A 15,689-nucleotide genomic window follows, 5' to 3' on the forward strand; every position below is an offset into this window, starting at 1 on the left:
CTTTTTTGTGCCAAATTTTGATCGCGTTAGCCGGCCTTGGCCAGATTGCGCAGAACGTAGTGAAGCACGCCGCCGTTTTCGATGTACTCGATCTCGGGTGCGGTATCGATCCGGCACTTCAGTTGAATGGTCGTCTCTGCCCCGTCGGCATAGGTAATCGTGCACGGAACTTCCTGCAGCGGTTCGATCGAATCCAAACCATGGATCGAAACGGTTTCGTCCCCCGTAAGACCCAGAGATTTGCGGGTATCCCCGCCGGTGAATTCGAACGGGATCACGCCCATGCCAACCAGATTCGAGCGGTGTATACGCTCAAAGCTTTCGGCGATCACGGCCTTGACGCCCAACAACGCGGTACCCTTGGCCGCCCAGTCACGCGACGACCCCGCACCATACTGCTCGCCACCAAACACCACCAGAGGCGTGCCCTGATCTTGGTAGGCCATCGATGCCTCATAGACCGAGGTCTGCTTGCCGTCGGGGCCTTTGGTATAACCACCTTCGACACCGTCCAGCATCTCGTTTTTGACGCGGATGTTGGCGAACGTGCCGCGCATCATGATCTCGTGATTGCCTCGGCGCGACCCATAGGAGTTGAACTCGCGCGGCTGAACCTGACGGTCGATCAGGTATTTACCCGCCGGAGTTGTCGTCGCGAAGGACCCCGCGGGTGAGATATGGTCGGTGGTGATCATGTCACCCAGAATCAACAAAACCTTGGCGCCCTCGATATTCGAGATCGTGCCCGACTCAGGGCCCATACCCTGGAAATAGGGTGGGTTCTGGATGTAGGTCGAGGTTGGCGGCCAGTCATAGGTTTCCTGTTGGGGAACCTCGACCTCTTGCCACTTTTCATCCCCTTTGAAGACGTCAGCATATTTCGTTTGGAACGCTTCGCGAGTCACGGTCGCTTCGACCAAATCTGCGATTTCCTTCTGGGTCGGCCAGATGTCTTTCATATAGACATCATTGCCGTTTTTATCGGTACCGATCGGTTCCGACGTCAGATCGATGTCCAGTGTTCCGGCCAGCGCGTAAACCACGACCAGCGGAGGTGAGGCCAGATAGTTGGCGCGTACATCAGGCGAGATACGTCCTTCGAAGTTCCGGTTGCCGGATAGAACTGCGGTGGCAACCAGATCACCCTCGGCAATTGCCTCAGAGAGCTCGGTCTGAATGGGCCCTGAGTTGCCGATGCAGGTGGTGCAGCCATAGCCGACCAGGTTGAAGCCGATCTTGTCCAGATCTTCCTGCAGGCCAGCGGCCTCAAGATAGGCGGACACAACCTGGCTACCCGGCGCCAGCGAGGTTTTCACCCAGGGTTGCCGGTTGAGGCCCAAAGCAGCCGCTTTGCGCGCCACCAGACCGGCGCCGATCATCACATATGGGTTCGAGGTATTCGTACACGATGTGATCGACGCGATCACGACCTTGCCAGAATCTATGGTGTAGTCTTCGCCTTTGACAGCGACTTCCTTGCCCATGGGACGCTTGAACGTTTCGGCCATTTCTTTGGTGAAAGCAGCCTTGGCGTCTGTCAGCGCCACATAATCCTGAGGGCGTTTAGGGCCCGAGATCGCTGGAACGATGGTGCCCATATCCAGCGACAATGTGTCAGTGTAGATCGGCGCATAATCCGCGCCACGCCAGAACCCGTTTTCCTTGGCATAGGCCTCAACCAGAGCAATTCGATCTTCGTCCCGGCCGGTATTGCGCATGTAGCGCAGCGTTTCGCCGTCGATCGGGAAGAAACCGCAGGTCGCGCCGTATTCCGGCGCCATATTGGCGATGGTTGCGCGGTCAGCCAACGGCAGAGTATCCAGACCACTTCCGTAGAATTCGACGAATTTCCCGACAACGCCTTTCTCGCGCAACATCTCAACGACCTTCAAGACAAGGTCAGTCCCGGTGGTGCCTTCGACCATCGCGCCGGTCAGTTCAAAGCCGACAACCTCTGGGATCAGCATCGAGATCGGTTGACCCAGCATCGCGGCCTCGGCCTCGATCCCGCCAACACCCCAACCCAGAACGGCCATGCCGTTTACCATAGTGGTATGGCTGTCGGTGCCGACCAGCGTATCGGGATAGGCGACTTCTTCGCCGTTCTGGTCGGTGTCGGTCCAGACGGTCTGGGCCAGATACTCCAGGTTCACCTGATGGCAGATGCCGGTGCCAGGGGGCACAACGCGGAAATTATTGAACGCGTTCTGGCCCCATTTCAGGAACTGATAGCGTTCCATGTTGCGCTCATACTCGCGGTCCACGTTCATCTGGAAGGCGCGCGGGTTGCCGAATTCGTCGATCATGACGGAATGGTCGATAACCAGATCGACCGGATTCAAGGGGTTGATCTTCTGCGCGTCGCCGCCCAGTCCTTTGATCCCGTCGCGCATGGCTGCCAAATCGACCACCGCCGGAACACCGGTGAAATCCTGCATAAGCACACGGGCAGGGCGATAGGCGATTTCGCGAGGGTTCTTGCCGCCCTTGGCACCCCATTCGGCGAACGCCTTGATATCGTCTACCGAGACGGAAAAGCCGTCATCCTCGAACCGCAGCATGTTCTCCAGCACCACTTTCAGCGCGGCGGGCAGTTTAGAGAAATCGCCGAGACCGGCCTCTTGCGCGGCGGGGATCGAGTAATAGGAAACGGATTTGCCATTCACGCTCAGGCTGCGGCGTGTTTTGGCGGTATCCTGTCCGACTTTGATGGGCATCTGTGGCCTCCCTCTCAAATGACTTGGATTTTGGGATTCGCTGAAGGTTATCTGCATCACCAATGCCGCTGGTTCAAGGAGGAACAGCTAAACTGCGGCAATTTTTGTATACCATTGCACACATTTCAGTTGGGGCGGAGCAACATAGCCTCAAGAAACCTTGATTGGTTGTTGAGCGGCAAAGGGTTTATTTCTGTCACTCAACCCTTCCATTCGGGATACATCATGTTCAGAGCCGCCGCCACGACCGCCGTCCTTTCCATCCTCCTTGCCTGGTCCGCCGCAGCCGAAGATGATCCCGTCGTGATCGAGCTGTTCACCTCACAAGGATGCTCCTCCTGCCCTCCAGCAGACAGAATCATGCATGATCTGGTCAAACGCGATGACGTGATCGGACTGGCGCTGCATGTGGACTATTGGGACTACATTGGGTGGAAAGACGAATTTGCAGACCCAGATCACACCTTGCGTCAGCGCGCCTATGCCCGGCAGGGCGGTCGGTCCATGATTTACACGCCGCAAATGGTCGTTAATGGCCAACATGACATCGTGGGCGCCAAGTTCCGCCAATTGAATCAGTTGATTGACACTCATCAGAAGTCCAAACCTGAAGCGTCAGTGACAGCCGTTCGGACAGAAAATGAAGTGGTTGTGGACGTCACGCCTGCCCAGCTGCCAGCAGGGGCGGTTTACGATGTTCGGATCATTCAGTACTCCCCAATGCGCCATGCGTCGATCAGACGTGGTGAACTGGCTGGGCACGAGTTGGACTATGCCAATGTCGTTGAGAACTGGCAGATCGCAGGTCAATGGGATGGGCGGACTGTGCAGCAATTCTCAGCAGATCTTCCTACGGAAATGCCTGCGGTTGTACTGATTCAAGAGGCTGGTCACGGGCCAATTGTGGCGGCGACTCGCGTGAAATGATCAGGGCATATCCTCGGGCTGCACGCCAAGGCCATTCCAGTTCTTCCAGCGACGATGAACCCAGAACCATTGCCCCATATGCTGACGAACCATCTTTTCAAGATCGTCAGTGATGAACTGCGTCATTGTTTTGGGATCACTATGTTCGACGGGGTCATGCAGCATGATCTCGAAATCGATACCGTTGGGCTGGCGAATGGCATAACACGGGATCATCACTGCGTTATACTTGATCGCCAGCTCTGCATTTAGCACAGATGTCACCGCCGGTTTCCCGAAGAACATCAGCTCTTCTCCGCCCTGCGCATGAAGGTCCGAAACGATCGCAATGACACCGTTCTTTTTGAGCGTCCGGACCATTTCGACCATGCCACGACGTCCCTGTTCGAACATTGGCGCGCCGGTTTTGTAGAACGCCTCGACATAAGCTTCGTTGAAATACGGGTTGGCCATCCGACGGAAAAGGCAACCAATGGGCTGACCGCTGTGTGCCTGCAACGCAATGCGCGCCGCAAGATAATGCCCGAAATGGGCGGTGATCATCATGACCGGTCGGCCTTCGGCCAGGGCAGCGTCAAAGGCGGCAATGCCCGGGCCAGAGATTTTTGCAGTCTTTTGGCGTTCTGTGAAATCCTCGGGTGAGAAATGTTCCATGATCGCGCGACCGGCATTGTCTGGAACATCACGGCTAATCTGTTTGACTTCAGCTTCGGTCAGATCCGGGCAGGTCAGTTTCAGGTTTCGGCGCACACGTGTGCGAAATCCCACGACAGGTGCAAGGCCACGCATGATCGCCCCCATCGTCGCGACGCGCCGCTCATACGGCAGCATCCGCATTGCGCCAATGACCCCTTTGAGGAACAAACTGGCGACATAGTATTTACCAAGCTCAAACCTGCTGAGCTCCGACTTTTCGACGGGCATTGAGGCGTCTCACCGCGTGTTGCGAATTGCTGAACCAGACATATAGCCCGACGCGCGCAACCTCAAGCGCCCACTTTCGGGGTGAGTTCTGAGCTTACAAAGCAAGCGACGAATCCCACTAAACCACTGTAGCCAAGTTTAATTTTCCTCGTCGTCGTTATCCGTTTCAATCAAGGAAATTGTCCCCTCGTCAACCATATCTCGAATGGCACCTACGATCTGTGTCATCGCATCTTCTGCTTCTGATTGCTTGACACGACCGCGCTCAGCGATTTCTTCCCGAATGTTGTCGGCCATGCGCGAGGACATGCTGGATAGCAAAAACTCGACCGATATCTTGTCATCATCCGCCGCGGCCCCGGCCAAAGCGGTCATCAGAACGGGTTGATCCACCTCTCTGAGAATCGCGGGCACGTCGCGGGCCACGATGCGGCTTGAGATATGAGAAAATGTGAAGATCGACTGCCGCACGACACTGGCGAATTCTGAATCTTCTTCATCCAACGCTGTCAGCAGACCATCGCGGGTTGTTGAGGCGGATTGATTAAGGATCGCCCCGACGCGAGCCCCAGGGCCATCGGTAAACGCCTGCGCTGGCCGCTGATCCAGCTGTGCTGCCAGCGACCAGCCGATACGTTCGACAGCTTCGGGCGTCACATTGGTTGTTTTGGCAACGGCGTACGTAATCCGACGGGCGACCGGCCCGGGCAGAAGGCCAAGCAATTTGGCGGCCTTCGCAGTCTCCAGTTTGGACAATATCACGGCCGCGACTTCGGTGCTTTCGGCCTGTGCCATGGCCGCCAGATCCTCGGCCGGGATCTCGCGGAGGCGCTGCCACGGGTCACCGATCTGGCGCACTCCCGCAACTTTGCGCAATCGGGCGGCGGTCGCCGGAGCGATCTTGCCATTGATCGCGTCCAAAGCGCCGGCAAGCCCATGCGGAAACGACAGACCAATGTTATCCAAGGCATCTCCGAACTCTTGGGCCACCGAGTCCAAGGTGACGCGGTCCACAAGGCCCATCTCGCCCAATTGGTGTGTCAGCTTTTCCTGCAAATCGTCGGGCAGATCTTCCAATGGGATATCTGCGCCCTCGTTCAACAAAAGCCGCACAACAATTGCCGCCTTTTGCCGGGCGTTGAGCGTGCGGGGAACAACCTGGGCTGCGGTGCCATCCCCATCGACGGCCGGAGGTTTTGCCCCCGGCGCCATTTGTACCAATGCGTTTGTGTCCTGCATCTGCCTGCGGTGCCAATATGAGTTCCACAGGCAGAATACGGAGAGTCGGGTAAAGAAAGGCTAAAGCTTAGTAGCTGTATGTCAGCCCGGTCCGGATCGCTTCGCGCAGAGACGCTTCGGCCCAGCTTCCTTCGCCACCACGCGCTTTGATTTCGCGCCACTGTTCAATCGCAAGTTCGGTTTTGCCTTCTGAAACAAAGCCCTGCCCCATATAACTGCGGGCAAGGATGTTGTCTGGATTGGTCGTGATGGCATTTTCGTAGAATGCGTTGGCCAGTTCCAGTTCGCCCATCTTACGGTAGGTGAAACCCCAATACGTCAGGACGCGATCGTCGTCCTGGTCCATGACCCGCAGAATGTCCTGGGCGTTTACGTACTGACCGTCATAGGCGAGTTCGCGCACTGCATCGTACAGTTGATCTTCGGTGAAATTGCTTTTGTTCGGCTTGACACACCGGCCTGCCGCTTCGTCGAAGACGCGTCCAAACAGGCATTTCTTGGTTGTGTTGGTCGGTTTTGGTGGGTTGCTGTCGCCACCTGCGGCGTGAACAACTGGGGCAAAGGCAAAGGCTTGAAGTGCAATTGCTGAAACTAATACGAGGCGCATTTTCCTACTCCGTTCTCGGGGCTGCTTTAGAAATCATAGTGTGATCATCTAAAAAGCTAACACCGGATCGGTGGATTCTATTCACAATGCGGACAAAAAAATGTCAGCTATTGACGGTTTTTTGACAGCTTTGGGATTCACTGTCCCACGAAGCGCCCGGAGCGCAGGATTGCGTTTGCTTGGAATGGCCACTGCAGGCGAGGCTGGCGGACGCCAAGCACACAAGCGCGAATGAGCACAATATGGTTCGGACCATGGTGGTTCTCCCTCAAGGAAAATGCCGGTTGAGGGTAACGCACTTCTGCCGACCTGGCAAAAGATCAGGGCCCGGACAGCATTCGGACGCGACAGGACGCTTAAAAAGGGTGCCTATTCGCCGAATACACGTGCGAAGATCGTGTCGACATGTTTGGTGTGATAGCCGAGGTCGAATTTTTCTTCGATTTCCTCGGGGCTCAGCGCAGCGGTCACGTCCGCATCACCCAGAAGCTCGGTTTTGAAATCCTTGCCTTCTTCCCAAACTTTCATCGCGTTGCGCTGAACCAGACGATAGGCGCCTTCGCGGCTGACGCCCGCTTGGGTCAGGGCCAGCAGCACACGCTGGCTCATGACCAGACCGCGGAACTTGTTCATGTTAGCCAACATGTTGTCGGGGTAGACGACCAGCTTGTCGATGACACTAGTGAGTCGCGACAGGGCGAAATCCAGCGTGACGGTCGCGTCAGGGCCGATGTTGCGCTCGACTGACGAATGCGAAATGTCCCGCTCGTGCCAGAGAGCCACGTTCTCCATCGCAGGCACGACGGCCATGCGCACCAGACGGGCCAGGCCGGTCAGGTTTTCGGTCAGAACCGGGTTACGCTTATGCGGCATTGCGGACGAGCCCTTTTGACCTTTTGAGAAGAACTCTTCGGCCTCCAGAACCTCGGTCCGCTGCATGTGGCGGATTTCGGTGGCGACGTTTTCGATGCTGCTGGCGATAACGCCCAACGTCGCAAAGAAGGCGGCATGCCGGTCGCGCGGGATGACCTGCGTGCTGATTGGCTCGGGCACCAGCCCCAGTTGATCACAGACATGTTCTTCGACGCGCGGATCGATATTGGCGAAGGTGCCGACCGCACCGCTGATCGCACCAGTTGCAATTTCGGAGCGGGCGTCGCGCATGCGGGACAGGTTGCGATCCATCTCGGCGTAAAAGCGGGCGAACGTAAGCCCCATGGTGGTGGGTTCGGCGTGGATACCATGGCTTCGGCCGATGCGTATCGTTTCTTTGTGTTCGATTGCGCGGCGCTTCAGAGCAGCCAGCAGACCTTCGAGATCGGCGATCAGAATGTCAGCGGCGCGGGTCAGTTGCACGTTGAAGCAGGTGTCCAACACGTCCGAGCTGGTCATGCCCTGGTGAACGAAACGTGCCTCGTCGCTGCCCACATGCTCGGCCAGATGCGTCAGGAAGGCGATGACGTCGTGTTTGGTGACGGCCTCAATCTCGTCGATACGCGCCACGTCGAATTCCACGTCCTTGGCCTTCCACACGGCATCGGCATTTTCGCGCGGGATGACACCCAGATCCGCCATCGCATCGCAGGCATGGGCCTCAATCTCGTACCAGATGCGGAACTTGGTCGCGGGCGACCAGATGGCGACCATGTCGGGGCGGGAATAACGTGGAATCATTGGCAGCGGCACCTTTTTGTGATTTGGCATGAGGCGATGGCGCGGGGTTTAAACGCACGCGCTCAAGGGAACAAGGCGCGAGTTCACGAATGAGACGGTTTGCCCTGATTTTGGCGATCTGGCCCGGATTTCTGGCTGCGGAAGAGTTTCGCAAACTGTCCGGCGATGAGATCCTTGAGGCACTGTCCGGCCACAAGCTTACCTACGGCGAGGGTATCTGGCAGACCTTCGACGACACTATGCTGACGCAGTACTATTCGGGACGTCCCAGCTCGGGCCGGTGGGCTGTGCGCGAGGATCGCTACTGCTCGTTCTGGCCGCCTTCGGATCTTTGGGCCTGCTACGACGTTCAGAAAAGCGGAGATACCATACGTTTCGTTGATGATGCCGGCGCGACAACTGACGGAACCTACGACAAGTGAGCCTGCCAAGCCGAATGTCTGATTTCGAAGAGCGTTGGAACCTGACACGCACCATTCGGGACGCAAGGGCTGGGCAGATCGTGCAGGCTATAGGTCAGGCAGATCTGCGCCAGACAGATGGTGGATTGATCTATGATGAACAGGTGAAGCTGCGCATTCCGGGACAGCCGGAAATGACCGGCACACGTCGATACCTATGGCGTGACGGGGGCGATCAAATCGAAATTCACTTTGACGACGGTCGGTATTTCCATGCGCTGAAGCTGGGCGTGGCAACGGCCGAAGATCACCATGATTGCCCGCCCGACAGCTACGATGCGGCCTACGATTTCTCGACATGGCCGCGTTGGAATGTGCGCTGGACCGTGTCCGGGCCGCGAAAATCCTACGAAATGCACACGGAATATATGCTGCGATAGCGTAATCATCTTGCAGATGCGGCGCGGGCAGGGCATTCCTGTCGCAGAATCTCGGTCCGTTTAGGGAGAAATAACATGAATGCAAACGTACTGGCCAACGCATTTGGCCCGCGTGAAGGAACGGCGCTGCGCGTCAAACAGGTGGTTCTGGTTGCACTGGGCATTGTCGCTCTGGCCGTAGCTGCCAAAATCAAAGTGCCGATGTGGCCGGTTCCGATTACGATGGGCACCTTTGCCGTTTTGACCATCGGTACCGCTTATGGTGCACGTCTGGGTCTGGTCACCATGATGGGTTACCTTCTGATCGGCGCGCTTGGCTTTGACGTCTTTGCAGGCTCATCAGCTGAGAAGTTTGGCCTGACCTATATGATGGGTGGCACGGGCGGCTATCTGGTCGGCTACGTGCTGGCAACCGTAATGCTGGGCGCATTGGCCGCGCGCGGTTGGGACCGCTCGGTCGGTAAGATGGCACTGGCGCTGGTGCTGGCGAACGTACTGATCTACGTACCTGGCCTCTTGTGGCTGGGTCAGCTGTACGGCTGGGACAAGCCGATCCTGGAATGGGGTCTGACGCCGTTCCTCGTCGGTGATGCGATCAAGCTGGGCCTTGCTGCACTGCTGATCCCGGGTTTGTGGAAATTGGTAGGTAACGCCCGCACATAATCCCTGATTTTTGCAAAAACAAACCCGCGCCTGGAGTGATCCAGGTGCGGGTTTTTCTTTGCGCTGGACGCTGTGTTGGCATGGGCCGCGCTTGTGGATCGATACCGCCGCCGCTCCGTTGATCGTCGCCCTGAGCACGAGAAATCTTCTTGAAACGCAAACAGTGGTCCGCTCAGGGGAGTAGTTCGGTTGTAATATGCGCAGACCCTTCCAGCGTTCGGTGTACAGGACATTTGTCCGCAATCTCTAACAGGCGTGCGCGCTGTTCCTGATCCAGTGGCCCGGTCAGCCGAATTTTGCGGCGGAACTGGTCGACTTTGCCTTCATTTGCCAGTCCGGCATCCTGTGCATGAACTTTGTCATGACACACATCGACGCTCACGCTGTTCAGAGGCCAGCGCTTGCGGCGGGCATACATGCGGATGGTCATCGAGGTGCAGGCTCCCAGTCCGGCCGAGACAAAGCCATAGGGGGACATGCCCCGGTCCGTTCCGCCATAAGACACGGGTTCATCTGCGACTGCGTGATGGCTCGGGCCAGCTTGGATGTCCTGTAAGAAGCCGGTTGGGTCTGCTTCGGTGACCCGCACGACCCCTTCTGGTGCGCCCGGCGGCGGGGCAGGTGGCGACAGGCTTACGTAACGCGACACCCACGCAGTGATGACATCTGCCGCATACTCTGCGTCAGCGGCACGCGTAATCAGGTGATCGGCGTCATCGAGGGTGACGAAGCTTTTGGGATGTTTCGCGGCCATAAAAATCGCAGCGGCATTGTCGATACTTACGGTTTCATCGCGCGGGGCGTGTAAGACCAGCAATGCGGCTTTGAGATCCTCGATTGCGGGTGTCAATGCGGCCTCTGAGATATCATCTACAAACGCCTTGCCAATTCGGAAAGGACGCCCGCCAAGTGCAACCTCGGCGCTGCCTTCCTTTTGAATTTGCGGCAACGCTGCTTCGAAATGATGGGACACATGACCTGGATCAGCTGGTGCACCCAAGGTTACGACGGCTTTGATCGACGGTATGCCGGCCCGCGCTCGCAAGACAGCAGCGCCGCCCAGAGAATGACCGATCAAAAGGGCAGGGGCCATGTTTCGCCCTGCCAAAAACTGAGCTGCTGAAATCAGGTCTTCGACGTTTGATGTGAAAGTCGTGTTCGCAAACTCGCCTCCGGAATGGCCGAGTCCGGTGAAATCGAACCGTAATACAGCTATACCCATGGCCGCCAACCGTGCAGAGATACGCCGCGCGGCGGGGATGTCTTTGGAACAGGTAAAGCAATGTGCAAACAAAGCTGTGGCCAGCACGGGTCCGTCGGGCAGGTCAAGGCGCGCGGCCAGCTGGCTGCCGTCATGTCCGGCAAAAGTAATGCGTTCCGTGGGCATAGCGGCTCCTTGGTTTGCTGGGGGAAGCACGCTCAATACTGTGGGCTACCCCGGCGTGTCACAACCCTTATGTCAAAGGCGTAACGGGAAGGTGAGGAGTGTGAAGGTAATTTTGGTTGGGACTTGGAAACTGCGTAACAGTAAAGCTTAGCCTCGTCCGTTGCCAAAAGCCGCTTCATGATAAATATCACAAAATATGATGCTTTCTCTAACAAACATTCGTTTCACTAATTTAACGCCCGAACCCATCTTGGCTTTGTAGTCGATTTACTTAGGAGGCTCAGATGACACATACAGCTTTAGCGCCCCAAGCGTCTCGGATGCGTCTTGGAACATTGATCGCGATATTGATGACGGGCGCATTGGGATTTGCCCTTGGTCAGGCTTGGCCTGTCGCTGATTCCAACACGACGAGCCAGACAAGCGTGGACATCGAAGACTGGCATGGCAATGTCCGGCGGTCTAACTGGCCGAATTGAGGTGTCCGCCTTACTCAAGACCCATTAGTTGGGCGTCAAACGGATACTTGGACAGGTTCTCATAGCCATCCTCGGTAATGAGGACCTGATCTTCCAGTTTGATCGAAAAGTCCCCTCCGACCTCGCCAACAGCAGCCTCGACGCACAACACCATCCCCGGCACCAACGGATAATCATAGGCACCAGCGACTGCCTTGTCGGGGTAAGCCACCAACGGCCATTCATCGCACAGGCCTACACCGTGCATCAGGCAACCGTATTTCTGTGCCTGAAACTTGTCGTCAAGTTTGTGCGTATTCGCCGTCAGTTCGGGGATCATCACGCCGGGTTTCAACATCTCCATATTGGTCATGATGTGTTCATGTGCATGTTGCATGGCGTAGATCATGTCTGGGCGGGGCTTTCGGTCTCCAATCCACCACGTGCGGGAAATGTCGACGCAAATTCCATACGAGCCGATAAGGTCCGTATCAAACGCAATGATTTCATTTTGCTGGGTGATCCGTGGGCCGCATTCCTGAAACCATGGGTTTGTGCGCTGGCCCGAGGATAGCAACCGGGTTTCTATCCATTCGCCGCCACGACGGATGTTTTCGGAATGCAAAATCGCCCAAATGTCGTCTTCGGAAGTTCTACCGTCTCCGACATTGGCGCGTGCGAATCTCTCCATTTCGGCCACCGCAGTTTCACAGGCGTTGCTGGCGCAGCGCATTGCCAGAATTTCGTCCTGACCTTTCACGGCGCGTGTCTTCTCGGTAACTTCTTCGCCTTCCATGATTTCAAAGCCTTGCGACTCGAGCGCGCGCAACCCGTGCAGCATGATCTTGTCCACCGCCAGCCGTTTGTTGCCTCCGCCATGCGTATCGATCAGTGCACGCACCTCGTTCGCGAATACATCGGCCGCTACATCCGTTTTGTCGCCCCGGTCGAAATAGAAAAGATCAGCGCCCGAGCGTTGCTCGCGCACCAGAGGGTTGAATGTGGAAAGGAACGGAGACTTTTTGTAGTCCCAGATCACCATATAGCCATCGGCGCACAACAGCACCGCCCGGAATGGGTTATGGGTATTCCATAGCTGCATATTGGTGCTGTCTGTGGCGTATCTGATGTTCAAGGGATCAAACATCAGCAACCCGCCATAGCCGCGATCAACCACGGCTTGTGTCAACCGTTTCCAACGGTATTCCCGCATCCGTTCAAGGTTGGGAAGCACCAGCCCGGCAGCCGCCCATTCATCAAAGGCCAGTTGAGGCGGCCCGATTTCGATCCGGTCGTTATCATTGGGAGTGCCATCACCCAATGTGTCGCCTTGGGTTGGATCAATCTTGCGGGTATCCCGATAGTGATGGTTCACAGCTAGCCTCCCTGCTTGCTGGTCAAGCCTGCGGATTCATCAATACCCCGTCTGAGAAAAATGCGACGATCTGGTTGTCGCTTTTTGACCGACACCAAGCTCAGCACATGGTAAATCAGGTCTATGGCTATCATTTTGCAGGAAAAAATCCCCTACGACCCGTTCAGTCCGCGTGCCTTGCCGGGCGTTCAACCGGCCCAAATGGAAACGTGGCTGCATCAGGATGATGCCTTTGCGGCGCAGATGCAGCGGCGAGCAGCATTACTGGATGAACGGCGCGACGAAGTTCTGGCGTTGAGACGAGAAGCAGAACCCGCAGCGCGGGAGCTTTTGGATCTGGTTTTGACCCAAGCCTATCCGGGGGCCATCGATCATGCACAGCGACCAGATGGGGTGACGGTTCGTATCGATCGGACTGAGCCTTTGGAAACGCTCTGCAGATTGGTGCAGGAGGATTTCTGTATTCTGCAAAAGCAGGGTGATGAACATGTTTTGACAGGGGCGATCCTCTGCTTTCCAGCCAGTTGGCGATTGTCGGAGAAGTTTATGCGACCGCTTGTTGATATTCATGTGCCGGTCGCCAGCTATGATGGTGATATTGCCCGGCGGGTACAGCGACTGTTTGACGGTATTCGGCCGGATCGGCCGCTCTGGCGGTTCAATGTTTTATGGTATGAGGACCCTGAACTTTTTCAGCCCCGTAGTGCCAGTGAGCCGCGCAAAACTCGCGACCGTGCCACCAAATCTTACCTGCGCAGCGAGCGGCAGACATCGCTGCGCCTGCCAGAAACAGGCGCAGTTGTGTTTTCGATCCATACTTATGTTCTGGCCGCTGACAGCCTGCCAGAAATGGAAAACCCCGCCTGACGGCGGGGTCTCCTAGGAGGGTCTTGGGTAGTTTGCTTACATGCCCAGCACAACGGCAACATCGGCAAACGCATTGCTGGCGTTCAATGCGACGATGGCGACCGTAAAGACCAGGACTTGAGTGTTGAGGCGGAAATCTTCGCCGCGGATCAGATTGACTGCGGCCATGGACATTGCGATCGGGGTCGACACGCTGGCAATAACACCTGTCACGCACCAGCTGCTTAGCCGCAACACATCGCTTGGCCGTTCGGGATCATCTTCCTCGGTCGTGGCGTGGGTGTCGACTGCGGAAGGCTCCTGCTCTTCCGTCCGGAAGGCGATACTCAGAAGTTGCTCGTCAGACAATTGAATAGGTCGAGGTGCTGTTTCCGGGGAATCGGTTTCTTCAATATCAGGGTCAGCGATGTCCAATCCGGCGAACTGACCTGTCACCGACCTAAAGATCTGCTTTCTGTCACGCTGTCGGCTTGGAGCCAGGGTGTCAAACGCGCTCATGAACTGTTCGATGGTCAGAACGGTGTGAGGCGACAGCCACTCGACACGTCGGGTCGAACAGATATCAACCATACGGTAGAGGATGACCACGAGCATCAGTTCGGACACTTCGGCGTCGTCCATAAGCGGGGATACGGGCGTAACCGTGATAGCCATCCTGTTTCGGGGGCTTGAGACATACGGTCTTACGATTGTCTTCAATCCTGCGGCACGGTCCATACGCTCATAACGGTCTTCTTCGTCACCGGTATCAGTATCCAGGGACAAACGCACCATATACTGGCTGGATACGATGCTGGCCTCTGTTTCGCTCAGCAACGCTTTACGCTCGACCAGATGGCCGTAATCTTCCAGCGTTGCGGCGACGATTGTGCCGAACCGCTCGATCGCGCCTTCAGTGTCGCCGTCGAATTGCAGGCCGCCATGGTAGCTGTTCTTCCGAGCCACTGCTTTGTCCCTTATCGCATTTCGTCTGGAAGATCATTCTAACGGTCGATCTGGGGGAGAATTTGGCAATAAATGCAAAAAAACAAAAAATACAAAGATTGATTACGCTTTGGAAACCATGAAACTAAGGGCTTTGTTCGCCACTATGGCGAGAATGTGGCTGAATTGAGTTTTTGGGCGCTCAGAACCACGGCGCGTTCACCCGTCGATTCGGGCGGCCATAATCGCGATGGATTGCTGGTAAACCGTCGCCGCATTCCACTGCTGAATCACCGCGAAATTCGGCTGCCCCTGCTGATAGCCACGACCGGGTTTCCAGCCCTTCTTACGCAGGAAATTCGCGGTCGAGGCCAGCGCGTCGGTCATGTTGAAAAAGTCCACCTGCCGGTCGCCGGTGGCATCGACTCCATACGTAAGTGCGTTGCCGGGCAGGAATTGTGTATGGCCCAGCTCGCCATGTTTTGCCCCCTTTGTTGCCATTGTGATGCTGCCCTGATCGACCAGCTTTAAGGCACCAATCGCGTGCGGAACAAAGAACTCGGATCGGCGACAATCATAGGCCAGAGTGGTTATTGCTGACACAACCTGACTATCTCCCATGAAGTTCCCAAAGCCGGTTTCCATGCCGTGAATGGCAATCAGCACGCCCGCGGGGACGCCATATTGCCGTTCAAGAGCTGCGTAGAATTGCGGGTTCCGAGCTTTGCGTTTGCGCCCTTGCGCTACGATAGTATTGGCCCCACGCACTTGCATGAACTTGTCCAGCGAGTACTTGAAGCTTTTTTGATTGCGGTCGGCAGCAATCGTGCGTGTTGCGTACTGGGTTTGCGCAAGAGCCTGCAGTCCTTTCTTTTTCACACCCGATCTGCGCGCTTGCTTGGCGAAATCGGCTTTCCACGCCTCGAAGCCAGCGCTGGTATTGCCGCAAGGGGCAGCCAGCGCGCCCAATGGCAGTACAAGTGCACAGGCAATGAGAGAGGCGAAACGTAGCATGAGCATTTTCCTTTTGAGCATCGAGCCCAGATCAACTGGCCGGTTTGCATCCAGCCGACGCAGCCCGGTACG

General features: G+C 56.4%; 15 protein-coding genes. 6 read left to right on the plus strand and 9 right to left on the minus strand.

Annotated elements, in window-relative coordinates; translation table 11 throughout:
• Nucleotides 1–26: 26 nt before the first annotated feature.
• Nucleotides 27–2,717: an aconitate hydratase AcnA gene (acnA, locus tag Q1B21_RS06090; protein ID WP_299887162.1), complete on the minus strand. Its 2,691-nt coding sequence runs from the start codon at nt 2,715–2,717 to the stop codon at nt 27–29.
• Between the two features lie 225 nt (nt 2,718–2,942).
• On the opposite strand from acnA, the gene Q1B21_RS06095 reads away from it, so the two are divergent.
• A complete protein-coding gene (locus tag Q1B21_RS06095) occupies nt 2,943–3,644 on the plus strand; it encodes a thioredoxin family protein (RefSeq protein ID WP_299887165.1) in 702 nt (233 codons plus the stop codon).
• Here Q1B21_RS06095 and Q1B21_RS06100 read toward each other — a convergent pair whose 3' ends face one another.
• The 4 genes from Q1B21_RS06100 to purB form a co-directional block, all read right to left on the minus strand.
• Complete coding sequence (locus Q1B21_RS06100) at nt 3,645–4,568, minus strand: lysophospholipid acyltransferase family protein (RefSeq protein ID WP_299076205.1); 924 nt, start codon at nt 4,566–4,568, stop codon at nt 3,645–3,647.
• A gap of 138 nt (nt 4,569–4,706) precedes the next feature.
• The gene (locus Q1B21_RS06105; protein ID WP_299887168.1) at nt 4,707–5,807 is read right to left on the minus strand and encodes a FliG C-terminal domain-containing protein; all 1,101 of its coding nucleotides are present in this window, start codon (nt 5,805–5,807) and stop codon (nt 4,707–4,709) included.
• A 67-nt stretch (nt 5,808–5,874) separates the two neighbouring features.
• Nucleotides 5,875–6,414, minus strand: a complete 540-nt coding sequence (locus tag Q1B21_RS06110) for a hypothetical protein (RefSeq protein ID WP_299887171.1) — start codon at nt 6,412–6,414, stop codon at nt 5,875–5,877.
• Nucleotides 6,415–6,783: 369 nt separating this feature from the next.
• The gene (gene purB, locus Q1B21_RS06115; RefSeq protein ID WP_299887173.1) at nt 6,784–8,088 is read right to left on the minus strand and encodes an adenylosuccinate lyase; all 1,305 of its coding nucleotides are present in this window, start codon (nt 8,086–8,088) and stop codon (nt 6,784–6,786) included.
• 89 nt (nt 8,089–8,177) lie between these two features.
• On the opposite strand from purB, the gene Q1B21_RS06120 reads away from it, so the two are divergent.
• The 3 genes from Q1B21_RS06120 to Q1B21_RS06130 all read left to right on the plus strand — a co-directional run bounded on the left by Q1B21_RS06120 (nt 8,178) and on the right by Q1B21_RS06130 (nt 9,592).
• On the plus strand, nt 8,178–8,510 hold the full coding sequence (locus Q1B21_RS06120) for a hypothetical protein (protein ID WP_299887174.1): 333 nt from the start codon (nt 8,178–8,180) through the stop codon (nt 8,508–8,510).
• Nucleotides 8,511–8,524: 14 nt separating this feature from the next.
• Nucleotides 8,525–8,929 (plus strand): DUF6314 family protein, encoded by a 405-nt coding sequence (locus tag Q1B21_RS06125; RefSeq protein ID WP_299887177.1) that lies wholly within the window; start codon nt 8,525–8,527, stop codon nt 8,927–8,929.
• A 75-nt stretch (nt 8,930–9,004) separates the two neighbouring features.
• Entirely contained in the window at nt 9,005–9,592 is a 588-nt protein-coding gene (locus Q1B21_RS06130) for a biotin transporter BioY (protein WP_298936125.1), read from the plus strand.
• Nucleotides 9,593–9,764: 172 nt separating this feature from the next.
• On the opposite strand, the gene Q1B21_RS06135 is transcribed toward Q1B21_RS06130, so the two are convergent.
• Nucleotides 9,765–10,979, minus strand: coding sequence for a bifunctional alpha/beta hydrolase/OsmC family protein (locus Q1B21_RS06135; protein WP_298936124.1), 1,215 nt, complete (start codon nt 10,977–10,979; stop codon nt 9,765–9,767).
• A gap of 284 nt (nt 10,980–11,263) precedes the next feature.
• Between Q1B21_RS06135 and Q1B21_RS06140 the strand changes: the two genes are divergently transcribed.
• Nucleotides 11,264–11,458 (plus strand): hypothetical protein, encoded by a 195-nt coding sequence (locus Q1B21_RS06140; protein ID WP_298936123.1) that lies wholly within the window; start codon nt 11,264–11,266, stop codon nt 11,456–11,458.
• Nucleotides 11,459–11,468: 10 nt separating this feature from the next.
• Here Q1B21_RS06140 and dddP read toward each other — a convergent pair whose 3' ends face one another.
• A complete protein-coding gene (gene dddP / locus Q1B21_RS06145; protein WP_299887180.1) occupies nt 11,469–12,812 on the minus strand; it encodes a dimethylsulfonioproprionate lyase DddP in 1,344 nt (447 codons plus the stop codon).
• A 123-nt stretch (nt 12,813–12,935) separates the two neighbouring features.
• Between dddP and Q1B21_RS06150 the strand changes: the two genes are divergently transcribed.
• Complete coding sequence (locus tag Q1B21_RS06150; RefSeq protein WP_299887183.1) at nt 12,936–13,679, plus strand: DUF3445 domain-containing protein; 744 nt, start codon at nt 12,936–12,938, stop codon at nt 13,677–13,679.
• Nucleotides 13,680–13,715: 36 nt separating this feature from the next.
• Here the strand turns inward: Q1B21_RS06150 and Q1B21_RS06155 are convergent, their stop codons facing one another.
• Nucleotides 13,716–14,624, minus strand: coding sequence for a hypothetical protein (locus Q1B21_RS06155; RefSeq protein WP_299887186.1), 909 nt, complete (start codon nt 14,622–14,624; stop codon nt 13,716–13,718).
• A 198-nt stretch (nt 14,625–14,822) separates the two neighbouring features.
• Nucleotides 14,823–15,617: a lytic transglycosylase domain-containing protein gene (locus tag Q1B21_RS06160; protein WP_299887189.1), complete on the minus strand. Its 795-nt coding sequence runs from the start codon at nt 15,615–15,617 to the stop codon at nt 14,823–14,825.
• Nucleotides 15,618–15,689: the final 72 nt, after the last annotated feature.

This window comes from uncultured Ruegeria sp., from assembly GCF_947504215.1.
Lineage (GTDB): Bacteria > Pseudomonadota > Alphaproteobacteria > Rhodobacterales > Rhodobacteraceae > Ruegeria.

Coding starts and splice junctions, on each gene's coding strand:
- acnA (WP_299887162.1), bottom strand. CDS start 2,717: ATGCCCATCAAAGTCGGACAGGATACCGCCAAAACACGCCGCAGCCTG.
- Q1B21_RS06095 (WP_299887165.1), top strand. CDS start 2,943: ATGTTCAGAGCCGCCGCCACGACCGCCGTCCTTTCCATCCTCCTTGCC.
- Q1B21_RS06100 (WP_299076205.1), bottom strand. CDS start 4,568: ATGCCCGTCGAAAAGTCGGAGCTCAGCAGGTTTGAGCTTGGTAAATAC.
- Q1B21_RS06105 (WP_299887168.1), bottom strand. CDS start 5,807: ATGCAGGACACAAACGCATTGGTACAAATGGCGCCGGGGGCAAAACCT.
- Q1B21_RS06110 (WP_299887171.1), bottom strand. CDS start 6,414: ATGCGCCTCGTATTAGTTTCAGCAATTGCACTTCAAGCCTTTGCCTTT.
- purB (WP_299887173.1), bottom strand. CDS start 8,088: ATGATTCCACGTTATTCCCGCCCCGACATGGTCGCCATCTGGTCGCCC.
- Q1B21_RS06120 (WP_299887174.1), top strand. CDS start 8,178: ATGAGACGGTTTGCCCTGATTTTGGCGATCTGGCCCGGATTTCTGGCT.
- Q1B21_RS06125 (WP_299887177.1), top strand. CDS start 8,525: ATGTCTGATTTCGAAGAGCGTTGGAACCTGACACGCACCATTCGGGAC.
- Q1B21_RS06130 (WP_298936125.1), top strand. CDS start 9,005: ATGAATGCAAACGTACTGGCCAACGCATTTGGCCCGCGTGAAGGAACG.
- Q1B21_RS06135 (WP_298936124.1), bottom strand. CDS start 10,979: ATGCCCACGGAACGCATTACTTTTGCCGGACATGACGGCAGCCAGCTG.
- Q1B21_RS06140 (WP_298936123.1), top strand. CDS start 11,264: ATGACACATACAGCTTTAGCGCCCCAAGCGTCTCGGATGCGTCTTGGA.
- Q1B21_RS06150 (WP_299887183.1), top strand. CDS start 12,936: ATGGCTATCATTTTGCAGGAAAAAATCCCCTACGACCCGTTCAGTCCG.
- Q1B21_RS06160 (WP_299887189.1), bottom strand. CDS start 15,617: ATGCTACGTTTCGCCTCTCTCATTGCCTGTGCACTTGTACTGCCATTG.